This is a genomic window from Streptomyces sp. NPDC054961 (assembly GCF_053609145.1).
On record NZ_JBSGWY010000071.1, the window covers coordinates 1 to 22,261 of the forward strand.

The 22,261-nt window shown below is 73.1% G+C and carries 23 protein-coding genes; 11 read left to right on the forward strand and 12 right to left on the reverse strand.

All coding sequences use genetic code 11. From position 1 onward, the window contains the following. The first annotated feature begins 230 nt into the window (after positions 1-230). The 3 genes from ACWF9Z_RS35115 to ACWF9Z_RS35125 all read left to right on the forward strand — a co-directional run bounded on the left by ACWF9Z_RS35115 (position 231) and on the right by ACWF9Z_RS35125 (position 3,161). Positions 231-1,685 (forward strand): S1C family serine protease, encoded by a 1,455-nt coding sequence (locus ACWF9Z_RS35115; RefSeq protein WP_453609486.1) that lies wholly within the window; start codon positions 231-233, stop codon positions 1,683-1,685. Between the two features lie 117 nt (positions 1,686-1,802). Further along, positions 1,803-2,267 (forward strand): sec-independent translocase, encoded by a 465-nt coding sequence (locus ACWF9Z_RS35120; RefSeq protein WP_453609488.1) that lies wholly within the window; start codon positions 1,803-1,805, stop codon positions 2,265-2,267. 156 nt (positions 2,268-2,423) lie between these two features. Continuing rightward, a complete protein-coding gene (locus ACWF9Z_RS35125) occupies positions 2,424-3,161 on the forward strand; it encodes a hypothetical protein (RefSeq protein WP_453609490.1) in 738 nt (245 codons plus the stop codon). Between the two features lie 145 nt (positions 3,162-3,306). Here ACWF9Z_RS35125 and ACWF9Z_RS35130 read toward each other — a convergent pair whose 3' ends face one another. The 3 genes from ACWF9Z_RS35130 to ACWF9Z_RS35140 all read right to left on the reverse strand — a co-directional run bounded on the left by ACWF9Z_RS35130 (position 3,307) and on the right by ACWF9Z_RS35140 (position 6,514). Beyond that, positions 3,307-4,476, reverse strand: coding sequence for an Mrp/NBP35 family ATP-binding protein (locus ACWF9Z_RS35130; protein WP_453609491.1), 1,170 nt, complete (start codon positions 4,474-4,476; stop codon positions 3,307-3,309). 42 nt (positions 4,477-4,518) lie between these two features. Continuing rightward, positions 4,519-5,025 carry a DUF1003 domain-containing protein gene (locus tag ACWF9Z_RS35135; RefSeq protein ID WP_453609514.1) on the reverse strand — a complete coding sequence of 169 codons (507 nt, stop codon included), beginning with the start codon at positions 5,023-5,025 and terminating at the stop codon, positions 4,519-4,521. A gap of 181 nt (positions 5,026-5,206) precedes the next feature. After that, entirely contained in the window at positions 5,207-6,514 is a 1,308-nt protein-coding gene (locus ACWF9Z_RS35140; protein WP_453609493.1) for a magnesium transporter MgtE N-terminal domain-containing protein, read from the reverse strand. Positions 6,515-6,682: 168 nt separating this feature from the next. Here ACWF9Z_RS35140 and ACWF9Z_RS35145 point away from each other — a divergent pair, with 168 nt between their 5' ends. Then, positions 6,683-7,474: a hypothetical protein gene (locus ACWF9Z_RS35145; RefSeq protein ID WP_453609495.1), complete on the forward strand. Its 792-nt coding sequence runs from the start codon at positions 6,683-6,685 to the stop codon at positions 7,472-7,474. Positions 7,475-7,520: 46 nt separating this feature from the next. Here the strand turns inward: ACWF9Z_RS35145 and ACWF9Z_RS35150 are convergent, their stop codons facing one another. Together ACWF9Z_RS35150 and ACWF9Z_RS35155 are read right to left on the reverse strand one after the other, a co-directional pair. After that, positions 7,521-8,039, reverse strand: a complete 519-nt coding sequence (locus tag ACWF9Z_RS35150) for a hypothetical protein (RefSeq protein ID WP_453609496.1) — start codon at positions 8,037-8,039, stop codon at positions 7,521-7,523. A gap of 31 nt (positions 8,040-8,070) precedes the next feature. Next, entirely contained in the window at positions 8,071-9,186 is a 1,116-nt protein-coding gene (locus ACWF9Z_RS35155) for a magnesium and cobalt transport protein CorA (protein WP_453609497.1), read from the reverse strand. A 393-nt stretch (positions 9,187-9,579) separates the two neighbouring features. Here ACWF9Z_RS35155 and ACWF9Z_RS35160 point away from each other — a divergent pair, with 393 nt between their 5' ends. The 4 genes from ACWF9Z_RS35160 to ACWF9Z_RS35175 all read left to right on the forward strand — a co-directional run bounded on the left by ACWF9Z_RS35160 (position 9,580) and on the right by ACWF9Z_RS35175 (position 12,587). Beyond that, positions 9,580-10,164, forward strand: coding sequence for a suppressor of fused domain protein (locus tag ACWF9Z_RS35160; protein WP_356660533.1), 585 nt, complete (start codon positions 9,580-9,582; stop codon positions 10,162-10,164). 82 nt (positions 10,165-10,246) lie between these two features. Beyond that, the gene (locus ACWF9Z_RS35165; RefSeq protein WP_453609499.1) at positions 10,247-10,888 is read left to right on the forward strand and encodes a DUF6758 family protein; all 642 of its coding nucleotides are present in this window, start codon (positions 10,247-10,249) and stop codon (positions 10,886-10,888) included. 141 nt (positions 10,889-11,029) lie between these two features. After that, positions 11,030-11,896 (forward strand): PHP domain-containing protein, encoded by an 867-nt coding sequence (locus ACWF9Z_RS35170; protein WP_453609500.1) that lies wholly within the window; start codon positions 11,030-11,032, stop codon positions 11,894-11,896. 85 nt (positions 11,897-11,981) lie between these two features. Beyond that, positions 11,982-12,587, forward strand: coding sequence for a MarC family protein (locus tag ACWF9Z_RS35175; RefSeq protein ID WP_453609502.1), 606 nt, complete (start codon positions 11,982-11,984; stop codon positions 12,585-12,587). Between the two features lie 92 nt (positions 12,588-12,679). On the opposite strand, the gene ACWF9Z_RS35180 is transcribed toward ACWF9Z_RS35175, so the two are convergent. The 3 genes from ACWF9Z_RS35180 to ACWF9Z_RS35190 form a co-directional block, all read right to left on the reverse strand. After that, positions 12,680-12,832 carry a hypothetical protein gene (locus tag ACWF9Z_RS35180; protein WP_356660541.1) on the reverse strand — a complete coding sequence of 51 codons (153 nt, stop codon included), beginning with the start codon at positions 12,830-12,832 and terminating at the stop codon, positions 12,680-12,682. 100 nt (positions 12,833-12,932) lie between these two features. Beyond that, the gene (locus ACWF9Z_RS35185; protein ID WP_453609504.1) at positions 12,933-13,832 is read right to left on the reverse strand and encodes an alpha/beta fold hydrolase; all 900 of its coding nucleotides are present in this window, start codon (positions 13,830-13,832) and stop codon (positions 12,933-12,935) included. An 82-nt stretch (positions 13,833-13,914) separates the two neighbouring features. Beyond that, the gene (locus tag ACWF9Z_RS35190; protein ID WP_453609515.1) at positions 13,915-16,110 is read right to left on the reverse strand and encodes a DEAD/DEAH box helicase; all 2,196 of its coding nucleotides are present in this window, start codon (positions 16,108-16,110) and stop codon (positions 13,915-13,917) included. Between the two features lie 214 nt (positions 16,111-16,324). Between ACWF9Z_RS35190 and ACWF9Z_RS35195 the strand changes: the two genes are divergently transcribed. Then, complete coding sequence (locus ACWF9Z_RS35195; RefSeq protein ID WP_453609506.1) at positions 16,325-17,083, forward strand: ferritin-like fold-containing protein; 759 nt, start codon at positions 16,325-16,327, stop codon at positions 17,081-17,083. A gap of 139 nt (positions 17,084-17,222) precedes the next feature. On the opposite strand, the gene ACWF9Z_RS35200 is transcribed toward ACWF9Z_RS35195, so the two are convergent. The 4 genes from ACWF9Z_RS35200 to ACWF9Z_RS35215 form a co-directional block, all read right to left on the reverse strand. Further along, positions 17,223-17,525, reverse strand: a complete 303-nt coding sequence (locus ACWF9Z_RS35200; RefSeq protein ID WP_356654971.1) for a hypothetical protein — start codon at positions 17,523-17,525, stop codon at positions 17,223-17,225. Positions 17,526-17,657: 132 nt separating this feature from the next. Next, positions 17,658-17,885 (reverse strand): DUF3107 domain-containing protein, encoded by a 228-nt coding sequence (locus ACWF9Z_RS35205; protein WP_356654969.1) that lies wholly within the window; start codon positions 17,883-17,885, stop codon positions 17,658-17,660. Positions 17,886-18,116: 231 nt separating this feature from the next. Continuing rightward, the gene (locus ACWF9Z_RS35210; protein ID WP_453609508.1) at positions 18,117-18,755 is read right to left on the reverse strand and encodes a TetR family transcriptional regulator; all 639 of its coding nucleotides are present in this window, start codon (positions 18,753-18,755) and stop codon (positions 18,117-18,119) included. Between the two features lie 220 nt (positions 18,756-18,975). Next, a complete protein-coding gene (locus ACWF9Z_RS35215; RefSeq protein ID WP_453609510.1) occupies positions 18,976-19,191 on the reverse strand; it encodes a hypothetical protein in 216 nt (71 codons plus the stop codon). A gap of 120 nt (positions 19,192-19,311) precedes the next feature. Between ACWF9Z_RS35215 and ACWF9Z_RS35220 the strand changes: the two genes are divergently transcribed. Together ACWF9Z_RS35220 and ACWF9Z_RS35225 are read left to right on the forward strand one after the other, a co-directional pair. Continuing rightward, positions 19,312-20,322 carry an alpha/beta fold hydrolase gene (locus ACWF9Z_RS35220; protein WP_453609511.1) on the forward strand — a complete coding sequence of 337 codons (1,011 nt, stop codon included), beginning with the start codon at positions 19,312-19,314 and terminating at the stop codon, positions 20,320-20,322. 5 nt (positions 20,323-20,327) lie between these two features. Further along, entirely contained in the window at positions 20,328-21,905 is a 1,578-nt protein-coding gene (locus ACWF9Z_RS35225; protein ID WP_453609512.1) for a DUF3152 domain-containing protein, read from the forward strand. The last annotated feature ends 356 nt before the right edge of the window (positions 21,906-22,261 follow it).

Genomic DNA, 22,261 nt, shown 5'->3' on the forward strand with positions numbered 1-22,261 from the left:
CCGGCCTCCCCGCCCGCCGCGTCGGTCTCGGCCTCGGCCTCGGCCCGTCCGGTCTCCCTGTCGCGGTAGGGACGGCCGGCCCGCGGGCCGGCCGTCCCGCCGTGACCGGCTGAGCCCGGAAGGCGGTCTTTTCGGCCCGCCGGGTCGTCCCGGGCGGGGGACCTGGTTGAATCTGCGCCAGATGGTGCCGCTGCGGGCGGCCGGCGGAGACAGGTACGCGGGGAGCGCCCATGTCCGACAGTCAGCAGACCGATCCGGCGGCTCCGGCGCGGGACCTGGCGCAGGCGCAGGCCCAGGCCGCTCCGGCCGACGAGGTCCAGGCCTCAGCCCAGGCCCCGGCCCCCGCCGACGGGGCACCGGACGGCCCCGCGCCCCGGCAGCCGCGCTGGTGGAGCCGGCCCGAGGCCCCGGCCGGGTCGCACGGGGCGCACGAGGGGGCCGTACCGGCTCCGCGGGCGGAGCCGGGCACGGACGTCGGTACGGACGCCGGTACGGACGCGGTGGCGGACACCGGAGCGGACCCGCGGTACGACCCCTGGGCCGCGCGGCCGCTGCACGGCGTGGACCACGGCAAGGCGGGGTCCCGGCGCGTCGGGTTCCGGCAGGGGCTGGTCATCGGCCTCGGTGTCGCCCTCCTCGCCGGCGGCATCGGCGGCTACGTGGGCGTCCTCGCCGAGCGGCAGGCCAACACGCGACTGGAACTCCCGCAGGCCGCCCCGGCCGCCGACCGGGGCCGGGCCCCCGAGAGCGTCGCCGGGATCGCCGCCTCCGCACTGCCGGGCGTGGTCACCCTGCACGTGAACGGCGCGACGAGCAGTTCGACCGGCACCGGCTTCGTCCTCGACGCGCAGGGCCACATCCTCACCAACAACCACGTCGTCCACGGCGCCCGGAACATAACGGTCACCTTCAGCACCGGCGAGAGCGTCGCCGCCGAACTCGTCGGCGGCGACACCGGCTACGACCTGGCCGTCGTCAAGGTCGCCGGGGTACGGGGGCTGCGGCCCCTCGCGCTCGGGAACTCCGAGAACGTCAAGGTCGGCGATCCGGTCGTGGCCATCGGCGCCCCCTTCGACCTCTCCAACACCGTCACCGCGGGCATCATCAGCGCCACCGGCCGGCCCATCACCGCGGGCGGCGACAAGGGGGACGGCAGCGACGTCAGCTACGTCGACGCCCTGCAGACCGACGCGCCGATCAACCCCGGCAACTCCGGCGGGCCGCTCCTCGACGCCAGGGGCCAGGTCATCGGGATCAACAGCGCGATCCGCGGGGGCGACGGCGGCGACAGCTCCGGCTCCCAGCGCGGCAGCATCGGCCTCGGCTTCGCCATCCCCGTGAACCAGGGCAAGCGCGTCGCCGAGGAGCTCATGCGCACCGGCCACGCCACGCACCCCGTGATCGGCGTCACCCTCGACATGGAGTACTCCGGCGACGGCGCCCGGGTGGGGGAGAAGGGCGAGGGCGGGAAGCCGGCCGTCGCCGCCGGCGGGCCGGGAGCCGCCGCCGGGATCAAGCCCGGTGACGTGATCACCAAGGTGGACGGGGTCCGCGTCCACGGCGGCGACGAGCTCGTCATCAAGATCCGGTCCCACCGGCCGGGCGACCCGCTCACCCTGACCGTGCTGCGGGACGGCTCCGAGCGCACGCTGGAAATGGTCCTCGGTTCGGCGAACGGGTCATGACGAAAAGCGGACCGGTGGGCCAAAGCCGGTCCTGATGTAGGGGCCCGCAAGCCCGGCCGGGTACCGTGTGTCGGGTCTGACCCGATGTTGGCCGGAGTAGAGCCGAGGAGCGGCAAGGTGTTCAACGACATAGGCGCACTCGAGCTGGTCACGATCGTCGTGCTGGCCATTCTCATCTTCGGCCCGGAAAAGCTGCCCAAGGTCATCCAGGACGTCACGGGCGTCATCCGGAAGATCCGCGCGTTCTCGGACAGCGCGAAGCAGGACATCCGCTCCGAACTCGGCCCGGAGTTCAAGGACTTCGAGTTCGAGGACCTCAACCCGAAGAACTTCATCCGCAAGCAGCTGTCGGAGAACGAGGACCTCAAGGACATCCGCAGCAGCTTCGACCTCCGCAAGGAGCTCAACGAGGTCACCGACGCCGTCAACGGCAAGGAGGCCGCCCAGGCCCCCGACCCGGTTCCGGCCGTGACCACCGGAGACGGCGCCACGCCCGCGCCGGCCGCCCGCCCGGACATGGTGAAGAAGCCCGCCACCCCGGCGCAGGAGCGGCGCACGCCCTTCGACGCGGACGCCACCTGAGTCACCCGGCACCACGCGCGCGCCTGTCTGCCGGGCGATCCGGGGCCGGATGGCTATCCTCCATGAGTCCGGACCCAGGACGCCCGAGGGGCGGGTCCCCCCAGCCAAGCTGGGGGGAGGGCCGTTCCGGACCCCACGGAACGAGAGGCCGCGCAGATGGAGACGACGAGCAGCAGCAGGGTGGGCACGCAGCCCGCGGACGCGACGACGGAGAGTCCCGCGACGACCGCGCCCCCGCAGACGGCGCCCCAAGAGCATCCACAGCTGCCCCAGGAGGCAGCCGCAGCACCCGTACCGGCGGCCCGCCGGGCGGCTGAGGGCTACCTGCGGGCCGACTTCCCCTGGTACGGGCTGGACGAGGCCTTCACCGGCGCCCGCTGGCTCATGCAGGTCGGCACCGGCGCGGACGGCAGCGTGGAGCACGGATCCACGGGACACGGCGACGAGCCCTCCGCCCGCGGGGAGATCGCCACCGGCGAGAAGGAGCGCTTCGCGGTGGTCGTCACCGTCGCGAGCAACCCGCTGCGCCGCAGCGGCGACGGCACCGGCGTCCTGGAGGCCACCTCGGTGTCCTCGGCGGCCTGGCTGGCCGGCTCCGGGCTGCTGGCCTACAGCTGGCCCGGCCAGATGGACCACACCCTGCGCGACGACTGGCTCGACCAGCAGACCGAGGCCGCGTGGGAGCTGGCGGACGCGCTCGACGGCGAGGACTGGTCGACGCTGTCCCTGCCGGTGGACGGGGAGCCGACGGTGTTCCACTACCGTGAATCGGAGTTCGGGTGGGTCCTCGCCGGCTCGACCGGGAGCGGGGTGCACCTGGGTGCGTACGGGCGCGGGATGAGCGCGTACGGGATCGGGTTCTCGGCGATCGCCGATCTCGGCGCGTACGAGTAGCACGCGGAGCACGCGTCGCACGCGTCGTACGAGTGGGCGGCGTACGGGTACCCGTAACCGGTACCCGTCCCGCTACGGGAAAGGGCCCCGCCGGCCGGCGGTGCCCTTCACTGCGCGGCCCGTCGCAACGACGGCCCGCACCCCGTCAGAACTTGTTGCGCGGCGTGATGCCCAGGGAGAGGCCCGCCAGGCCGCGGGCGCGGCCGCCCAGCTTGCCCGCGATGGCCCGCAGGGCCGCGCCCGCCGGGGAGTCCGGGTCGGACAGGACGACGGGCGTGCCGTCGTCGCCGCCCTCGCGCAGCCGGACGTCGATCGGGATCGAGCCGAGCACCGGCACGCTCGCGCCGACCGTCTTCGTGAGGCCGTCGGCCACCTTCTGGCCACCGCCCGAGCCGAACACGTCGACCATCTCGTCGCAGTGCGGGCAGGGCAGCCCGGACATGTTCTCCACGACGCCGACGATCTTCTGGTGCGTCTGCACGGCGATCGAGCCGGCGCGCTCCGCGACCTCGGCCGCCGCCTGCTGCGGGGTGGTCACGACGAGGATCTCGGCGTTCGGCACCAGCTGCGCCACGGAGATCGCGATGTCGCCCGTGCCCGGGGGCAGGTCCAGCAGGAGCACGTCCAGGTCGCCCCAGAAGACGTCGGCCAGGAACTGCTGGAGCGCGCGGTGCAGCATCGGGCCGCGCCACACCACCGGGGCGTTGCCCGGGGTGAACATGCCGATGGAGATGACCTTCACGCCGTGCGCGGACGGCGGCATGATCATGTTCTCGACCTGGGTCGGGCGGCCTTCCACGCCGAGCATGCGCGGCACGCTGTGGCCGTAGATGTCGGCGTCGACCACGCCGACCTTGAGGCCGTCGGCGGCCATCGCGGCCGCCAGGTTGACGGTGACCGAGGACTTGCCGACGCCGCCCTTGCCGGAGGCGACCGCGTAGACGCGGGTCAGCGAGCCGGGCTTGGCGAAGGGGACCTCGCGCTCGGCGGTGCCGCCGCGCAGGGTCGTGGCGAGGTCCTTGCGCTGCTCGTCGCTCATCACGTCCAGCGTGACGACGACCGAGGTGACGCCGGGGACCCGCTGGACGGCCTCCGTGACGAGCGTGGTGATCGTCTCGCGCATGGGGCAGCCCGACACCGTCAGGAGCACCGTGACGGCCACCGCGCCGCCGTCGCCGATCTCCACCGATTTGACCATGCCGAGCTCGGTGATCGGCCGGTGGATCTCGGGGTCGTTCACCGTCGCCAGCGCGTCCAGGATCGCGTCCTGCTCGGGCACGGCGGCGTCGGTGGCGGAGCTTGTGTCGGTAGCCATGCACCGATGGTACGGCGCAGTGGCGGGCCGCAGGAAAGGCTGCTAGCGGTCGCCTTCGTCACTCTCGGCCGGGAATAGCCGCCGCTCGTCCATCTCCTTGATCAGGTCCTGGAACTCGGACCGGATCCAGTCGCGCGTGGCGACCTCGCCCAGACCCATCCGCAGGGCCGCGATCTCGCGGGTCAGGTACTCGGTGTCGGCCAGCGAGCGCTCGTTCTGCTTGCGGTCCTGTTCGAGGTTGACCCGGTCCCGGTCGTCCTGCCGGTTCTGCGCGAGCAGGATCAGCGGGGCCGCGTAGGAGGCCTGGAGCGACAGCATCAGGGTCAGGAAGATGAAGGGGTACTCGTCCCACCGCAGATCGGCCGGCGCGAAGATGTTCCACAGCACCCAGACGATGATGACGACCGTCATCCAGACGATGAACCGGCCCGTGCCGAGGAACCGCGCCACCCGCTCCGACAGCCGTCCGAAGGCCTCCGGGTCGTATTCGGGCAGCAGCCGCCGGCGCGCCGCGCGCGGCAGGTCCAGCCGCGCGCGCGAGCGCGTCAGCGCGCTCGACCCGGCGAACTGGCCGGCCTTCGCGCGTTCGCCGCGCTCGAACGAGGAACGTTCCGCCCGCTCCGCGGCGGCCTCCGCCAGCCCGAACTCGCGGCCCTGGGCACGCGCCTGTTCGCGGCGCTCACGGATCTGCTCCCGGCGCCGCTCGCGCGCCTGCTCGCCCCGCCCCCGTTCAGTGGCCACGTACGGCCCCTTCCGCGCGCTCGAAGTCCTCGGGACCCTCGGGGCCCTCGGAGTGGAAGTCCGTCTCCCGCCAGTCGTCCGGCAGCAGGTGGTCCAGGACGTCGTCGACGGTCACCGCACCGAGCAGCGAGCCGCTCTCGTCGACGACGGGGACCGCGACCATGTTGTACGCGGCCAGGTAGCTGGTCACCACCGGCAGCGAGGCGTCCGGGCGCAGCGGCGGCAGGCCGGTGTCCACGATCGAGCTGACCAGGGTGAAGGGCGGATCGCGCAGCAGCCGCTGGAAGTGCACCGTGCCCAGGTACTTGCCCGTCGGGGTCTCGTCCGGCGGCCGGCACACGTACACCTGCGCCGCCAGCGCCGGCGACAGGTCCGCCTGCCGTACGCGGGCCAGCGCGTCGGCGACGGTCGCGTCGGGCCGCAGCACGATCGGCTCCGTCGTCATCAGGCCGCCCGCGGTGTTCTCCTCGTACGACATCAGACGCCGCACGTCGGCCGCGTCGTCCGGCTGCATCAGCGTGAGCAGCCGCTCCTTGTCGTCCTCCGGCAGCTCGGACAGCAGGTCGGCGGCGTCGTCCGGGTCCATCGCCTCCAGGACGTCGGCCGCGCGCTCCTCCTTCAGCTTCCCGAGGATCTCCACCTGCTCGTCCTCGGGCAGCTCCTCCATGACGTCCGCGAGCCGGTCGTCGTCGAGGGCGCTCGCCACCTCGGCGCGCCGCTTGGGCGTCAGGTGGTGCAGGACGTTCGCCACGTCCGCCGGGCGCATCTGCTCGAAGGTGGCGACCAGGTTCTCGGCGCCCTGCCCGTGCTCCTCCAGCGAGAAGCCCGTGACCGCCGACCACTCCACGGTCAGGGTCTCGCCGCGGCGGCGCAGTGCGCCCGACTTGCCCTTGCGCAGGAAGATCCGGTCGATCTCCCAGTCCCGGCGGGCCGGCAGCTGCTGGATGGCCACGTCCAGGACGGTGACCTCCTCGCCGCCCGCGACCAGGCGCACCCGCCGGTCCAGCAGCTCGCCGAGGACCAGCCGCTCCGTGGGGCGCTGTTCGAAGCGCCGCATGTTCACGACGCCCGTCGTGATGACCTGGCCGGACTCGACGCCCGTCACCCGGGTCATGGGCAGGAAGATCCGCCGCCGGCTCACGACCTCGACCACCAGCCCGAGCAGCCTGGGCGGCCGCCCGCCCACCCGGAGCATCGCGACGAGGTCGCGCACGCGGCCGACCTGGTCGCCGTTGGGGTCGAAGACGGGCACACCCGACAGATGCGAGACGAAGATCCGTGGGGCGCCTGCCGCCATCCGAGCGCCTCCTACGAGCGTGCGTCATCCGTCGATCACTGGTACTGCCGTCCTTCAGGTTAGCCCGTGCCCGCCGCAACCTCCTGGTGGGGCGGTCCGCGCGGGGCCGGGCGCAGCGCCGGGTACGCTGCCAGCTGCTCGCAGAGGAACGACGAGAGGCACCTGCCCGTGACCGCCTATTTCCCCGCCGTACGGCTGCGCCGGGCCGCCCTCGTCGGTGCCCTGTGCGCGGGCCTGGCCGTCGTCACAGCGGGGTGCGGTGCGGATCCGGACGAGGGGACGAACGGGGTCGGGAAGCTCTCCGCCGAGCAGATCGAGACCAAGGCGAAGGAGGCGGCCACGCAGGCCCGGTCGGTGCACCTGTCCGGCACCCTCGTCAGCGGCGGCAAATCCTTCACCCTCGACATGCGCCTGGGGGCCGACGGCGGCTCCGGCGAGGTGAAGGCGCAGGACGACACCACCTTCCAGCTGCTGAGGGTGGGGGAGCAGCTCTACCTCAAGGCGGGCACCAAGTTCTGGGGCCAGTCCGAGGCGGCCGGCAAGCTCGGCGACAAGTTCGTGAAGGTGCCCGAGGCCGATCCCTCGTACAAGCAGTTCCGCGGGTTCACCGACATGCACGTGCTCCTCGACGGGCTCCTCGGGCTCGACGGGAAGCTCGCCAAGGGCGACTACAGCAAGGTCGGGCACATCCGGGCCGTGCAGGTCACGGCGGAGGAGGGCGCGGGCGGCAAACTCTCGGTCTCCCTGGAGGGCACCCCCTACCCGCTGCTCATGGAACGCGCGGGCGGCGCCGGCCGGGTGGTCCTCGAGGACTGGGGCAAGCCGGTCGAACTGGCCCCGCCCGCACAGGACCAGACGGTGGATTACGGATCCCAGCTGCCGACGACCAAGGGACAGGGGACGGGTGCCACCCCGCCCGCGCCCAAGGGCTCCGGCCAGGGCACCGCCCCGAAGGGCTGACCCCGCTCCGGCACGGCCCGGCCCCGTCGGCGGCCGCCACCGGCGGCTACCGGCCGCGGGCCGCCTTCTTGCGCTTCAGCAGCAGCTTAGGCAGCGCGGCCGGCGCGGCCAGGCGGGTCGTCGCCGGGGAGTCCAGCGGAGCCGCGGCCAGGGACCCGTCCGGAAGCCCGTCGCGCACGGACTGCGGCTCCAGGCGCAGCAGCCGGCACTCCCGGGCCCACCGCGCGGTCATCTCGGCCGAGTCGGGGGCGTTGAGCCGCTTGCCCTTGAGCTCGGCCACCGCGGCCTCCCACGGCTCGCTCCCGGGCACGAGCTCGCGTACGGTCGCCGTCCACGCGACGAGCCGGCCGCCCTTGTCCTTGCTGCGCACGGTCACCTCGGCGGGCGCCCCGTCCGCGAGCCCCGGGAACGGCTGCTCCCCGGGCCCGTCGCCCAGCACGTGCGCCGCGCCGTCCACCCAGGCGTGCCACAGTCCGCGGTCGGGCCCGGAGCCGCGGACCCAGATGAGGCCGGACTTCTTGGTGGCCTCCTCGACGAGGGCCAGTTCGAGCGCGCTGAGAGTCATGCGCACAGGGTAGCCAGGGGCGGTCGCGCGGCTACAGCCAGCCGTGGCGGCGCAGTGCCCGGTGGATGGTGAAGCAGCTGCCGGCGATGGCGGCCATCACCATCGGATAGCCGTAGCGCCAGTGCAGCTCCGGCATGTTCTCGAAGTTCATCCCGTACACGCCGCAGATCATCGTCGGTACGGCGATGATCGCCGCCCAGGAGGTGATCTTGCGCATGTCCTCGTTCTGCGCGACGGTCGCCTGCGCCAGGTTGGCCTGGAGGATCGAGTTCAGCAGCTCGTCGAAGCCGACGACCTGCTCGTGCACCCGCGCCAGGTGGTCGGCGACGTCGCGGAAGTACTTCTGGATGTCCGGGTCCACCAGCCGCATCGGGCGCTCGCTGAGCAGTTCCATGGGCCGCAGGAGCGGGGAGACGGCCCGCTTGAACTCCAGGACCTCGCGCTTGAGCTGGTAGATGCGGCCCGCGTCGCCGCCGCGCACGGCGCCTCTGGCGGGGCCGGCGAACACCTCGCTCTCCACCTCGTCGATATCGTCCTGGACGGCCGAGGCGACGGCGATGTACCCGTCGACCACGTGGTCGGCGAGGGAGTGCAGGACGGCGGAGGGACCCTTCTCGAGGAGCGACGGATCGTCCTGGAGGCGGTGGCGCAGGCCCTTGAGGGACCCCTGGCCGCCGTGCCGGACGGTGATGACGAAGTCGGGGCCGGTGAAGCACATCACCTCGCCGGTCTCCACGACCTCGCTGGTCGCGGTGAGTTCGGCGTGCTCCACGTAGTGGATCGTCTTGAAGACGGTGAAGAGGGTGTCGTCGTAGCGTTCGAGCTTCGGCCGCTGGTGGGCGTGGACCGCGTCCTCCACGGCGAGCGGGTGCAGGCCGAACAGGGCGGCGATGCCGGCGAACTCGCTCTCGGTCGGCTCGTGCAGGCCGATCCACGCGAACCCCCCGTCCTGGCGGACCTGGCGCATCGCCTCACGGGGCGTCAGGCGGCCGGTTCCCTGGGCGCGTCGGCCGTCGCGGTACACCGCGCAGTCGACGACGGCGGTGCCGGCCGAAGGGTCGCGGGTGGTGTCGTAGCCGGGCTGGACGGGGGTGGACCTGCGCAGCGCCGGACGGACGGCGGCACGGAGATAGGGCAGCATCGACATGGCAGGCTCCTTCGCGCGCACGGCTGCGGACCGTACGGGTGGGAGGTCCCTTCCGGGTGACGCCGTCGCCGCGGGCGGCAGGCCCGGGGCAGGCGGAAGGAACAGGACGGGAGGACATGAGTTCTGCCGTCGCTCTTCGACTGATCCCGGAGGGGGATCAACGGGGACGCGGGATGCCCGTACGCGAAGTGGAAGAGCGATTGGTACTGCACGATCGACTTCGATCCACCGCAGCCCCACCTCCTCCGGCCGGTCCCCCGTAGGGGACGTCCTGTCGCCGGGGCACTGAGACTTCTCTTCTGAGAGCGTCCCCGACCAACGGTCAACGATAACAGCCGACGGATGGTCAAGACCCGCCCTTTACCCGGCTGATACGAGTTCTATGCTCGCTCCATGGCAGAAATTCTGGCCCTTGTGGAAGCCCGGCTGCGTGCCTCGTTCGGTGAACCCGACGCCCGCGCCGCCGTCACCTTCCTGGGCACCGACCGCATCGAGATCCTCCGTTTCACCGAGGGAGACCTCGTGCGCTACGCGACCCTCGGCATGTCCGCCCATCCGATGGCCGACCCCACGGTCGTGGTCGCCGATCCTCTGCGGGGGCCGCGCGCGGAACTCGTGCTGACCGTACGGGGCGGACTCGCGCCCACCGACAAGCTGCTGCGGCCGCTGGCGGTACTGGGGGCCTCGCCCCAGGTGGAGGGGCTGGTCGTGGCGCCCGGAGCCTCGCTCGACGTGGGGGAACCCCTGTGGGAGGGGGCGCCGTTCACCTCGGTGCTGGTGGCCGAGCCGGGCGGGCTGGTGGAGGACGTGGAGCTGGAGGCCCCCATGGGCCCGGTGGCCTTCTTCCCGCTCCTGCCGATGACGGCGAACGAGGCGGCCTGGAAACGGGTGCACGGCGCGGCGGCCCTCCAGGAACGCTGGCTCGCGCGCGGGACGGATCTGCGGGACCCTCTGCGTACGGCTGTGGCGCTGGACTGAGCGGGACCGCCGGGACATCCGGCCGCCCGGACGGGTGATCGCGTCTTGACGGGGCGCCCGGCGGGGAGGAGCGTGGCTTCCTATGAGGGGCGAACCGAGTTGCCCGAAGTGTGGTGGCCGGGTCAGGGCGCCCGGACTCTTCGCCGACTCCTGGCAGTGCGCGGAGCACGGCGCGGTGCACCCCCTGCAGCCCGTGATCCCGCCGAGCGTCGAAGGCCTGGGCGTCGTGGTGAACCGGGCGCAGGTGCCGGTGTGGATGCCGTGGCCGCTGCCCGTCGGATGGCTGTTCACCGGGATCGCGGCCGCCGGTGACGACCGCAGCGGCGGCCGGGCCACGGCCGTGGCCTGCTCCGGTCCCGGCCCGCTCGGCGGCATCGGCGAGCTGGTGCTGATCGCGGAGGAGCTGGGCGTCGGCCTGGGCGCGCGCTTCGCGGGCATCGACGCGCCCGATCCGGGCTCCTACATGGACGTCTCCGCCCCGCCCCACGCGAAGGTCGTCGCCGCGGGGCGTCTGACACCGCTGTGGCACGTGAAGGGAGTCCCGGACGACCGTGCCGTCTTCGCCGGGGAGGCCCGCGGGCTGTGGCTGTGGGCCATCGTCTGGCCGGAGCAGTCGGGGCTCCTGATGTACGACGAGCTCGTGCTGACGGACCTGCGCGACGCGGGAGCCGAGGTCGAGCTCCTCCCCTGCGGGGCGCTGAGCCCGCGCCTCATCTCCCCTTGACGCACCGCTCGCGCGGTTCGGACCGCTCGCCCCGCCCGCCCCGCCCGGCGCCGGAGCGCCGCACCGGCCTCGCTCCGCCGTGCCCGGACGGACGGTATCCTGGAGCGTCCCCCGTCCGCGTGTGAACCCTGGAGTTCGGCTGTGCGCATCGACCTGCACGCCCACTCCACGTTCTCGGACGGCACCGACACCCCCGCCGAGCTGGTCCGCAACGCGGCCGCCGCCGGGCTCGACGTCGTCGCACTGACCGACCACGACACCGTGAGCGGCCACCGCGAGGCGATCGCGGCGCTTCCGGAGGGGCTGACCCTCGTCACCGGCGCCGAACTGAGCTGCCGCCTCGACGGCATCGGACTGCACATGCTCGCCTACCTCTTCGACCCCGAAGAGCCCGAGCTCTCCCGCGAGCGCGAGCTCGTGCGCGACGACCGCACCCCCCGCGCCCAGGCCATGGTCGGCAAGCTGCAGGCCCTCGGCGTCCCCGTCACCTGGGAGCAGGTGGACCGGATCGCCGGTGAAGGCTCGGTCGGACGGCCGCACATCGCCACCGCGCTCGTCGAGCTCGGCGTCGTGCGCACCGTGTCGGACGCCTTCACCGCGCAGTGGCTCGCCGACGGGGGCCGGGCGTACGCGCAGAAGCACGAGCTCGACCCCTTCGACGCGATCCGCCTGGTCAAGGCGGCCGGCGGGGTCACCGTCTTCGCGCACCCGGCCGCCGTCAAGCGCGGCGAGTGCGTGCCCGAGTCGGCCATAGCCGTGCTCGCCGCCGCCGGCCTCGACGGCATCGAGGTCGACCACATGGATCACGACGCCCCCACCCGCGCGCGCCTGCGCGGCCTGGCCGGCGACCTCGGTCTGCTGACCACCGGGTCCAGCGACTACCACGGCAGCCGCAAGACCTGCCACCTCGGGGACCACACGACCGACCCCGAGATCTACGGCGAGATCACGCGCCGGGCCACCGGGGCGTTCCCCGTCCCCGGCGCGGGTGGACGCGTCCGCGGCTGACCGCTGCCGCCGCTCCACCACACGGCGCACCCCACCGCGCCGCTCCGCCCCTTTTCTTCACACCCCTCTCCTGCAAGGCATCACCGTGCTCGATTTCGCCGTCTTCGGATCCCTGTTTCTCACGCTTTTTGTGATTATGGACCCCCCGGGGATCACGCCCATCTTCCTCGCCCTGACCTCCGGCCGGCCCGCCAAGGTGCAGCGCCGCATGGCCTGGCAGGCCGTCTGCGTCGCCTTCGGGGTCATCGCGGTCTTCGGCGTCTGCGGCCAGCAGATCCTGGACTACCTGCACGTCTCCGTGCCCGCGCTGATGATCGCGGGCGGTCTGCTGCTCCTGCTCATCGCGCTCGACCTGCTCACGGGCAAGGCCGACGAACCGACGCAGACCAAGGACGTGAACGTCGCGCTCGTGCCGCTCGGCATGCCGCTGCTCGCCGGACCCGGTGCGATCGTGTCGGTCATCCTGGCGGTGCAGAAGGCCGACGGGCTCACCGGTCAGGTCTCGGTCTGGTCCGCGATCGTCGCGATGCACGTCGTGCTGTGGGTGGTGATGCGCTACTCGCTGGTCATCATCCGCGTGATCAAGGACGGCGGCGTGGTCCTCGTGACCCGGCTGGCGGGCATGATGCTCTCCGCCATCGCCGTCCAGCAGATCATCAACGGCGTGCTCCAGGTGATCCACACGTCCTAGCGCCCGGCTCCGTCCGTCAGCGCGCATGCGAACGCCCCCGTACCGGAAGTCGGTGCGGGGGCGTTCGGTTCGGTGGGGTGGACGTCGGTCCGTCAGTTGGACGCGGTCTCGGCCGGTCGGATCAGGATGCGCTGGCCGATGGCCGCGGCCTGCTGCACGATCCGGTTGACGGAGGCCGCGTCCACGACGGTGCTGTCCACGGCGGACCCGTCGACGTCGTCCAGGCGCAGAATCTCGAAGCGCATGGGGCTTCTCCCTTCGTCAGTGTTTCTCCTTGTACAGGGTTAACGAAGTGTAAGCCGCAAACATTCCCTACGCTAAGGAAATTTTTTCACTGTCTAACTACTAACCGGTATGGGAGTCGGTAGAGGGGCCCTCGGAGGAGTCCCAGAACGCCGCCAGCGCCGCCGCCGTGGACGCCGGGTCCTCCGCGTTCGGCGAGTGCTCCGTCCCCGGGACGACCACCCGCGCCGCGCCCAGCCGCCGCGCCATGCCGTCCATCTCCGACACCGGCCACACCGGGTCCGACGCCCCCGACAGCACCAGCTTCGCCAGCCCCGGCGCCGCGGCCGCCAGCTCGTCGATCCGGTCCGGCTCGCCGATCAGCGCCCGGCCGGTGACGATCAGCTGCTCCGGAACCGTCCCCACCCACCGGTCGCGCAGGAACGCGGCGAGCTCGGGGGAGTCGGGGACCGCGTCGCGCGGATCCATCGCGCGCATCGCGGTCCAGATGCCCGCCATGTCGTCGCCCATCAGCTCCAGCGCGGAGACGAGCAGCTTCGTCCGGGCCCGCTGCTCCTCGCACACCGCGCCCGCGCCGCTGCTCAGCAGCGTGAGGCTCGCGTACGGGGCCGGGTCCCGCACCACGGCCGTCCGTACGATCAGCCCGCCGAGCGAGTGCCCGAGCAGGTGCACCGGGCCGGCGGAGTCCAGGGCCGCCGTCTGCGCGAGCACGTCGCGCGCCAGCTCCTGAAGGGCGTACGGCTCCTGCGTGCGCGGGCCGCCGCTCTGGTACTGGCCGCGCCCGTCCACCGCGACCACCCGGTACCCGGCGGCGGCCAGCGGCCCCAGGAGGCCGATGAAGTCCTCCTTGCTGCCGGTGTAGCCGGGCACCAGCAGGGCGGTGCCGCGCAGCGGCACGCCGTCGTGCGGCCCGGCCTCCTGCACGGCGAACTCGCCGCGGGCGGTGTCCAGGCGGTACGCGCGCCCCGTGGGCGGCAGGGTGAGGGTCGGCGGCTTGCTCATGGCCCGAGGTTACCGGCCCGTACGACTGTACGACGATGGCCCCGCCCCCCTCGGAAGGGGAACGGGGCCATCGGGAGCGCGGTTACGCCTCGGTGGTCTCCACCGGGGCCGCGACCTTGCGGGTGCGGGTGCGCTTCGGCTTGACCGGAGCGTCCTCGGCCACCGGGGCGGCGGTCTCGGCGGCGGCCTCGGCGACCGGAGCGGCGGCGGCGACCTTGCGGGTCCGCGTGCGCTTCGGCTTGACCGGAGCCTCCTCCGTGACGACGGCGGCGACGGCGGCCGGAGCCGCCGGGGCCTCGGCCACGGCGGGGGCCTGGGCGACGACCTCGACGACCGGAGTCGCGACGGCCTTGCGCGGGGCGCGGACGGCGGTGCGGCGCGCCGGACGGACCGGCTCGACCAGCGGGGCCATCTGGAAGTCGGGCTCCGGGGCCGGGGGGACCCGCGGAGCCAGCGGCTCCAGCGCGGCGACGAAGGTCGCGGCCGGGGCGGCGGACCGGGCCCGGCGGCGGCGCGGCTTGCGCGGCTCGTCGACGGCCGGAGCCTCGACGGCCGGAGCCTCGACGGCCGGGGTGACCGGGGTGACCGGGGTGACCGGGGCGACCGGGGCGACCGGGGTCGCCTGGGTCACGACGGCGGCCACGGCCACGGCCTCGGCGCCGGCTTCGGAACCGCCACGGGTGCGGCGGCGCTGACGCGGCGTACGGGTACGGGCGGCACGCTCCTCGACCTCCGCGGCGGCGGCGGGGGCAGCCCCGCGACCGTCGCGGCCACCGTCGCGGCCGTGGTCACGACCGCCACGGCCACCGCGGCCGCCGGTCTCGCCCAGGTCCTCGAGGTTCTCGGCCTTCAGGCCCGCCCGCGTGCGCTCGGAGCGCGGCAGGGTGCCCTTGGTGCCGGCCGGGATGTTCATCTGCTCGTACAGGTGCGGGGACGTGGAGTACGTCTCCACCGGGTCGTGGAAGTCCAGCTCCAGCGCCTTGTTGATCAGCTGCCAGCGCGGGATGTCGTCCCAGTCGACCAGGGTGACGGCGATGCCCTTCTTGCCCGCGCGGCCGGTGCGGCCCACGCGGTGCAGGAAGGTCTTCTCGTCCTCGGGCGTCTGGTAGTTGATGACGTGGGTGACACCCTCGACATCGATGCCGCGCGCGGCGACGTCGGTGCAGACGAGCACGTCGACCTTGCCGTTGCGGAACGCGCGCAGGGCCTGCTCGCGTGCGCCCTGGCCCAGGTCGCCGTGGACGGCGCCGGAGGCGAAGCCGCGCTTCTCGAGCTGCTCGGCGATGTCGGCCGCCGTGCGCTTGGTACGGCAGAAGATCATGGCCAGGCCGCGGCCCTCGGCCTGCAGGATGCGGGAGACGAGCTCCGGCTTGTCCATGTTGTGCGCACGGAAGACGTGCTGCGTGGTGTTGGCGACGGTCGCGCCCTCACCGTCCTCGGAGACGGCGCGGATGTGCGTCGGCTGCGTCATGTACCGGCGGGCCAGGCCGATGACCGCGCCCGGCATGGTCGCCGAGAACAGCATGGTCTGACGCTTCGGCGGCAGGTAGTTCATGATCCGCTCGACGTCGGGCAGGAAGCCCAGGTCGAGCATCTCGTCGGCCTCGTCCAGGACCAGGGCCCGGACGTGCGACAGGTCGAGCTTCTTCTGCCCGGCCAGGTCGAGCAGGCGGCCCGGGGTGCCGACGATGATGTCGACGCCCTTCTTGAGCGCCTCGACCTGGGGCTCGTACGCGCGGCCGCCGTATATGGCGAGGACGCGGACGTTGCGGACCTTGCCCGCGGTCAGGAGGTCGTTGGTGACCTGGGTGCACAGCTCGCGGGTCGGAACCACCACGAGGGCCTGCGGGGCGTCGGTCAGCTGGTCGGGCCTGGCCCGGCCGGCTTCGACGTCCGCGGGGACGGTGACCCGCTCCAGCAGGGGAAGGCCGAAACCGAGCGTCTTGCCGGTTCCGGTCTTGGCCTGGCCGATGACGTCCGTGCCGGAAAGGGCGACGGGGAGGGTCATCTCCTGGATCGGGAAGGGGGACACGATGCCGACGGCCTCAAGGGCTTCGGCCGTCTCGGGAAGGATCCCGAGGTCTCGGAACGTAGTCAGGGTGCTGCCTCTTCTGTGAGACGCGGCGCGAGGCGGCGAAGGGGGGTCGTACCGTGCCGGGCTTGCAATACTTCGCCCACCCAGGTTCTGGGGGAGCCGTGCAAAGCTGCGCGGGACCACGAGCCTTCGCTCAGGCGCTTTATGCCGCTGAGGGGGCCCCTCGTGGGAGGCGGTACGCATGAACGTACGCATCACGCCGAGGGCGGTCGGGTGGAGCCGATCGGGCCACCGACCGGGCATCCTCATTCGGGATGGCCCGCCGAGTGTTCGGCAGGCGCATTACCACTGTACCCCGGAATCTCGCAGCTGTGTTGGGTGAATTCACCAGGTAGGCGCGTTTACGTGGACTGAGCAGGTGGTTCGTGGCGCCTTTCGGCGAGCTATTGTGCGGAGCATGTCGACCGTTGAAAACGCATCGCCCGCCGACGGCGGCGCCCCCGCCGAGGCAACCGGGATCGCCGCCCAGGACTGGGCCACCGCCTCCGCGTCACCGCAGTACAAGGCGGCCGTGGTGGACCTTCTCGGGGCACTCGCGTACGGCGAACTCGCGGCCTTCGAACGCCTCGCGGAGGACGCGAAGCTCGCGCCCACCCTGGGTGACAAGGCCGAGCTCGCCAAGATGGCCTCCGCCGAATTCCATCACTTCGAGAGGCTGCGCGACCGCCTCGCCGCCGTCGACGTGGACCCGACCGCCGCCATGGAGCCCTTCGCGAAGGGCGTGGACGACTTCCACCGCCAGACCGCGCCCTCGGACTGGCTGGAAGGCCTGGTCAAGGCGTACGTCGGTGACTCGATCGCCAGCGACTTCTACCGCGAGGTCGCCACGCACCTCGACACCGACACCCGCGGACTCGTCGTGAGCGTGCTCGACGACACCGGCCACGGCGGCTTCGCCGTCGAGAAGGTGCGCGCCGCGATCGAGGCCGACCCGCGCTGCGGCGGCCGGCTCGCGCTGTGGGCCCGCCGGCTGATGGGCGAGGCCCTGTCGCAGGCGCAGCGCGTGGTCGCCGAGCGCGACGCGCTCTCCACCATGCTCGTGGGCGGCGTCGACGGGATGGCGGTGGGCTTCGACCTCGCGGCCGTCGGCGAGATGTTCACCCGCATCACCAAGGCGCACACCAAGCGCATGGCGGCCCTGGGCCTCGCGGCCTGACCCGTACCCCCGCTCCCCATACGACGACGTACGCCGGCCCCGGCGCGGAACTCCGCGCCGGGGCCGGCGTACGTCGTCTGGAGCGGGACCGCCGGTCGCGGTCGTCAGTCCTCGGCCTCCGGGGAGGCAGGGGGGTCATTCAGCCTCGCGTCGGAACCGAAAACGGAGTCCGGGGGGACGGCCTCCCGCTCTGCTGGGCCGGGCGCAGCAACAGGGAGAGGACCACCGCCGACACCAGCACGCCGCCGGTGAACGTCGCGAGCAGGGAGTTGTGCCCGGGGCCGAGCGCCGTGTGCGTCAGGTACGCGCCGAAGAGGGCTCCCGCGATCCCGCTCACCAGCACCGTCCTGGGCTCCGGCAGCCGCCGCGCGAGTACTCGGACGGCCGCTCCGGACAGGGCGAGGCCCAGCAGAGCGGAGCCAAGCGCCTCGATCAGCAGCATCGGGGTTCCTCCCAAAGCGACGGGGGCGTAACGGGACGGTGTCTCACAGCGCTCCTACCCGAAGCGGAGGAGACGGAAACGGCCCGGTGGATTCATCCACCGGGCCGCTCTCGACGGTTCTCCGTGCGCTGCTCAGAGCGCGCCGAAACCGACCTTGCGCACGCTGGGCTCGCCCAGGTCGACGTACGACAGGCGGTCGGACGGCACCAGGACCTTGCGGCCCTTGATGTCCGTGAGGCTCAGCAGCGCGGCCGACCCGGTGAGGGCGGCGGTGACGATGCTCTCCAGCTCCTCGGCACTCAGGTCGCTCTCGAGCACGATCTCCCGGGGTGCGTGCTGCACGCCGATCTTGACCTCCACGGCCTTGTCCCTCCGACGGTCCCGTTCGCGCGATCTGCCGCGCCGTTACCCGGTCCACATTAGCCCGGAGAGCGGAGCTGTCCGCCGCACGGCGTAAACGCTCGCAGCGAACAGCAGCCCTCCAGAGACCCGCCAGAAGCCCGCCAGGAGCCCGTCAGGAGGCGGCCACGGACCGCCCGGCGGCCGCCCGGCGGGCCGACGGGCGAGCGGCGGACCCGCGGGCGGCGCGGCTCAGGCGTCCGTCGGGTGCAGGGGGAAACCGGCGATTCCGCGCCAGGCCAGGGAGGTCAGCAGCCCCACCGCCGTATCGCGCGCGACCGGGCTCTCGCTCGACAGCCAGTACCGGGCCACGACCTGCGAGACCCCGCCCAGACCCACCGCCAGCAGCATCGACTCGTCCTTCGACAGGCCGGTGTCCTCGGCGATGACGTCGGAGATGGCCTCGGCGCACTGGAGCGAGACGCGGTCGACGCGCTCGCGCACCGCCGGCTCGTTCGTCAGGTCCGACTCGAAGACCAGCCGGAAGGCGCCGCCCTCGTCCTCGACGTAGGCGAAGTACGCGTCCATGGTCGCGGCGACGCGCATCTTGTTGTCGTTCGTCGACGCGAGCGCCGTGCGCACCGCGACCAGCAGGGCCTCGCAGTGCTGGTCCAGGAGCGCCAGATAGAGCTCGAGCTTGCCGGGGAAGTGCTGGTAGAGCACCGGCTTGCTGACTCCGGCACGTTCCGCGATGTCGTCCATGGCCGCAGCGTGATAACCCTGCGCGACGAAGACCTCCTGGGCCGCGCCCAGGAGCTGGTTGCGCCGGGCCCGGCGCGGAAGTCGCGTGCCCCGCGGACGCGCTGCCTCGGTCTGCTCGATGGCTGTCACGCCGCCTCCCACTTTCTCTAGAACACAGTGCGCCTTGCGCCGCGCCGCCATCGTACTTTTCGGTAACCGAATCTGGAGGGTCCAAGCCGAGTTTTCTCGCGGTACGGACCTTCGGTCACCCCCGGAGATGCTGGTCAGCGCGGGGCCAGGCGGGAAGGCGGTGGCAGGGCGGGCGGCGGGACGACGGTCGCGCGGCGGTCCGTGGAGGCCGGGCGCCCGCTCAGCGGTAGTCGTCCTCGTCGAGGGGCACCACCCGGGTCTGCTCCACGGCGTCCCCGTCGGCGGCCTCGCGCAGATCCAGGTCGGCGAGCGCGTCGTCCTCGCTCGGAACCAGTTCGGTGTTCTGCTCCGCCGCGTCCGCCTCGGGGGCCTCCGCTCCCGGGGATTCCCGCAGCTCCTCCTGGAAGGTGTCCGGTTCCGCAGGGTCGACAGTCATGGGACTCCCCTTTCCTCTTATGAGCCTAGGAGGATCGCGGATACCCCGCCAGGGGGCTTCTCCCACGCCTGTGACCGCGAACACAACGGGGCGGGCGTGATCGTCTCGTAACATTGCCCCATGTCTTCGACCGAGCTGCCGGGTGTGCGGTCCACCGCCGAGTCGTCTTCCCAGGTGGGAGCCGTGCGGATGGCCGAGGGGGAGCAGCTGCGCACCGACCGGCTGCCCGGACTGGAAATGGCGGTGAGGTTCCGGCCGCCGGTCCGGGCCGGCCTGCCGCCCGCGCTCTTCGTGCACGGGCTCGGGGGGTCCTCGCAGAACTGGTCCGCCCTCATGGCGCGGCTCGCCGACGACGTCGACGGCGAGGCACTGGACCTGCCCGGCTTCGGCTGGTCGCCGCCGCCCGCCGACCGGGACTACTCCGTCACCGGGCTCGCCCGCGCCGTGATCCGTCACCTCGACGCCGCCGGCCGCGGGCCGGTACACCTGTTCGGCAACTCGCTCGGCGGAGCCGTCTCCACCCGGGTCGCCGCCGCCCGCCCCGACCTGGTGCGCACCCTGACGCTGATCTCCCCGGCCCTGCCCGAACTGCGCGTGCAGAGGTCGGCCGTGCCGACCGCGCTGCTCGCCGTACCCGGCATGGCCGGGCTCCTCGACCGGCTGACCCGGGGGCTCAGCGCCGAGCAGCGCACCCGGGGGGTGACGCAGCTCTGTTACGGAGACCCCTCACGAGTGACGTCCGACGCCTTCGCGGCGGCCGTCGAGGAGATGGAACGCCGTCTCGCGCTACCGTACTTCTGGGACGCGATGACCCGTTCCTCGCGCGGCATCGTCGACGCGTACACCCTCGGCGGCCAGCACGGACTGTGGCGCCAGGCGCAGCGGGTACTCGCTCCGACGCTCCTGGTCTACGGTGGCCGGGACCAGCTGGTCTCCTACCGCATGGCCCGCAAGGCCGCGGCCGCCTACCGGGGTTCGCGCCTGCTGTGTCTGCCCGAGGCCGGGCACGTGGCGATGATGGAGTACCCCGAGGTGGTCGAGGCCGCTTTCCGGGGGCTGTTGAACGACACCGGCGGTGCGGACGTGGACGTGGACGTGGATGCGCATACCGACGAAGACAAAAAGGGCTGAGGGCCGTGGGACGACATAGTCGCAAGGAGCCCGCCCCGGCTGCGGACCCCGGCCATCCGGAACCGGCCGGACGGGCCGGATTCCAGGCGGCCGCCCCGGCGGCGCCGACGGCTTCCGCCCCTCGGGCCGCGGCCCCGCACGGGTTCGTGCCCCCGCCGCGCCACGAGCAGGTGCCCGGCGCCCGCGGCGGACACCCCGAGCAGCGCGAACCGGGCGGCGCCTGGGGCGCGGGCGGGGGGTTCGCTCCGCGTCCCGCGACCGCCCGCCCGGCTTCCGCTTACCCGGCTTCCGCACCCACCGCCTCCACGTCTTCCTCCGTGTACGGGGACTGGCGCGGGATGCCGACCGCCCGGCCCGCCACCCGGCCCGCCGCCCCCGGGGCGCCGGTGCGCGAGGGGGACACCCCGGCCTTCGGCACTCCCGCGGTCGGCTTCCCGCAGGTCACGCTGGACTCGCCGCTGACCTCCACGGGCTCCCGCCACCGGGTCTCCGCGCCCGGGGCCGAGGACGCCTTCACCGCCACCGGTTCGCACCGCCGGGTCTCGGTGGCCGGGGCGGAGGGCGCCGTCACCTCGACGGGCTCCCACCGCCGGATCACCGTGACCGCGGCGGGACCCGCCGCGGGGCCCGTGCCGGGTGCCGCGTTCGGGGCCGAGGACGCCTTCACCGCCACCGGCTCGCACCGCCGGATCCCCGCGCCCCGCAAGCCGGCCGACCCGGTCGAGGAGCCGGCGGCCCCGCTGCCGGGGCGCGGCTCCAAGGCGCGCGTGTACACCGGCATGGCCGCCGCGGCCGTCACCACGGTGCTCGCCGTCGTCGTCGCGGGTCAGGTGACCTCCGAGGGCGACGGCGACAAGGCCGCCGTGCGCGCCGCCACCGACGGCGCCGGCCGGCATTCCGCCCAGGGGAACGCCGCGGCCTCCCGCTCCGAGGGCCGGCCGACCCCGGTGAGCTCCGGCGTGGCCCTGGCCGTGCCGGAGCTCTCGTACGAGGAGAAGATGGCGCAGCAGCTCCCGATCGACGAGAAGCTGAAGGGGCCGGGCACGTTCGACACCGTGCCGGGCGTCGCGCCCGCCCCCGGCAAGGGCAAGGTGGTCCGCTACCGCGTCGACGTGGAGCAGGGGCTCGGCCTGGACCCGCAGCTGTTCGCCGAGGCCGTCCACCGCACTCTGAACGACGACCGCAGCTGGGGCCACGGCGGTACGAAGACCTTCGAGCGGGTGCCGGGCGGCGAGGCCGACTTCGTCATCACGCTGGCCAGTCCGGGGACCACCGGGGTCTGGTGCCGCAAGTCCGGCCTGGACACCACCGTCGACAACGTCTCCTGCGACTCCGCGTCCACCGAGCGCGTGATGATCAACGCGTACCGCTGGGCGCAGGGCTCGGCGACGTACGGCGCGGACCAGATGTTCGCCTACCGCCAGATGCTGATCAACCACGAGGTCGGCCACCGGCTCGGGCACGGGCACGTGAACTGCAAGACGCCGGGCGAGCTCGCCCCGATCATGCAGCAGCAGACGAAGGCCCTGGACATCGGCGGCATCCAGTGCAAGGCCAACCCCTGGGTGTTCCCCGGGAATTGACGGGCCGCGCGGCAAGGCGCCGGGCCGGGGCGAGCGTGTCGGCCGCGCCCGCGCGTGCGCGGCGCCCCGCCCCCGGCCGTCCGCGAAGAGCGGTCCCCGGCCCGCGTACCGGTCTGCGCACCGGCCCTCGTCCCGGCCCGCGCACCGGCGCTCGCCGCCGGGCCGTACCGCACGCGCTCCTGAGGGCGTCTCGTAGTTCTTAGCGTGCTCGAACGCGAACCGTACGGGAAAGTTACGACTCTTCACCCCTTCCGGTGGGGGGGGGGGGGGGCCGCGGGCGCGGGCCCCGCCGGGCGCCGCGCGCGCGGGATCGACGGCGCGGCCCGGCACGCCCCCCTCCACGCCCCCCGGCGCAG

What these genes read in the sequence shown, in the direction of transcription:
- ACWF9Z_RS35115 (WP_453609486.1), top strand. Translation starts at nt 231, where the DNA reads ATGTCCGACAGTCAGCAGACCGATCCGGCGGCTCCGGCGCGGGACCTG.
- ACWF9Z_RS35125 (WP_453609490.1), top strand. Translation starts at nt 2,424, where the DNA reads ATGGAGACGACGAGCAGCAGCAGGGTGGGCACGCAGCCCGCGGACGCG.
- ACWF9Z_RS35130 (WP_453609491.1), bottom strand. Translation starts at nt 4,476, where the DNA reads ATGGCTACCGACACAAGCTCCGCCACCGACGCCGCCGTGCCCGAGCAG.
- ACWF9Z_RS35140 (WP_453609493.1), bottom strand. Translation starts at nt 6,514, where the DNA reads ATGGCGGCAGGCGCCCCACGGATCTTCGTCTCGCATCTGTCGGGTGTG.
- ACWF9Z_RS35150 (WP_453609496.1), bottom strand. Translation starts at nt 8,039, where the DNA reads ATGACTCTCAGCGCGCTCGAACTGGCCCTCGTCGAGGAGGCCACCAAG.
- ACWF9Z_RS35155 (WP_453609497.1), bottom strand. Translation starts at nt 9,186, where the DNA reads ATGTCGATGCTGCCCTATCTCCGTGCCGCCGTCCGTCCGGCGCTGCGC.
- ACWF9Z_RS35160 (WP_356660533.1), top strand. Translation starts at nt 9,580, where the DNA reads ATGGCAGAAATTCTGGCCCTTGTGGAAGCCCGGCTGCGTGCCTCGTTC.
- ACWF9Z_RS35165 (WP_453609499.1), top strand. Translation starts at nt 10,247, where the DNA reads ATGAGGGGCGAACCGAGTTGCCCGAAGTGTGGTGGCCGGGTCAGGGCG.
- ACWF9Z_RS35180 (WP_356660541.1), bottom strand. Translation starts at nt 12,832, where the DNA reads ATGCGCTTCGAGATTCTGCGCCTGGACGACGTCGACGGGTCCGCCGTG.
- ACWF9Z_RS35185 (WP_453609504.1), bottom strand. Translation starts at nt 13,832, where the DNA reads ATGAGCAAGCCGCCGACCCTCACCCTGCCGCCCACGGGGCGCGCGTAC.
- ACWF9Z_RS35190 (WP_453609515.1), bottom strand. Translation starts at nt 16,110, where the DNA reads ATGCGTACCGCCTCCCACGAGGGGCCCCCTCAGCGGCATAAAGCGCCT.
- ACWF9Z_RS35195 (WP_453609506.1), top strand. Translation starts at nt 16,325, where the DNA reads ATGTCGACCGTTGAAAACGCATCGCCCGCCGACGGCGGCGCCCCCGCC.
- ACWF9Z_RS35200 (WP_356654971.1), bottom strand. Translation starts at nt 17,525, where the DNA reads ATGCTGCTGATCGAGGCGCTTGGCTCCGCTCTGCTGGGCCTCGCCCTG.
- ACWF9Z_RS35215 (WP_453609510.1), bottom strand. Translation starts at nt 19,191, where the DNA reads ATGACTGTCGACCCTGCGGAACCGGACACCTTCCAGGAGGAGCTGCGG.
- ACWF9Z_RS35220 (WP_453609511.1), top strand. Translation starts at nt 19,312, where the DNA reads ATGTCTTCGACCGAGCTGCCGGGTGTGCGGTCCACCGCCGAGTCGTCT.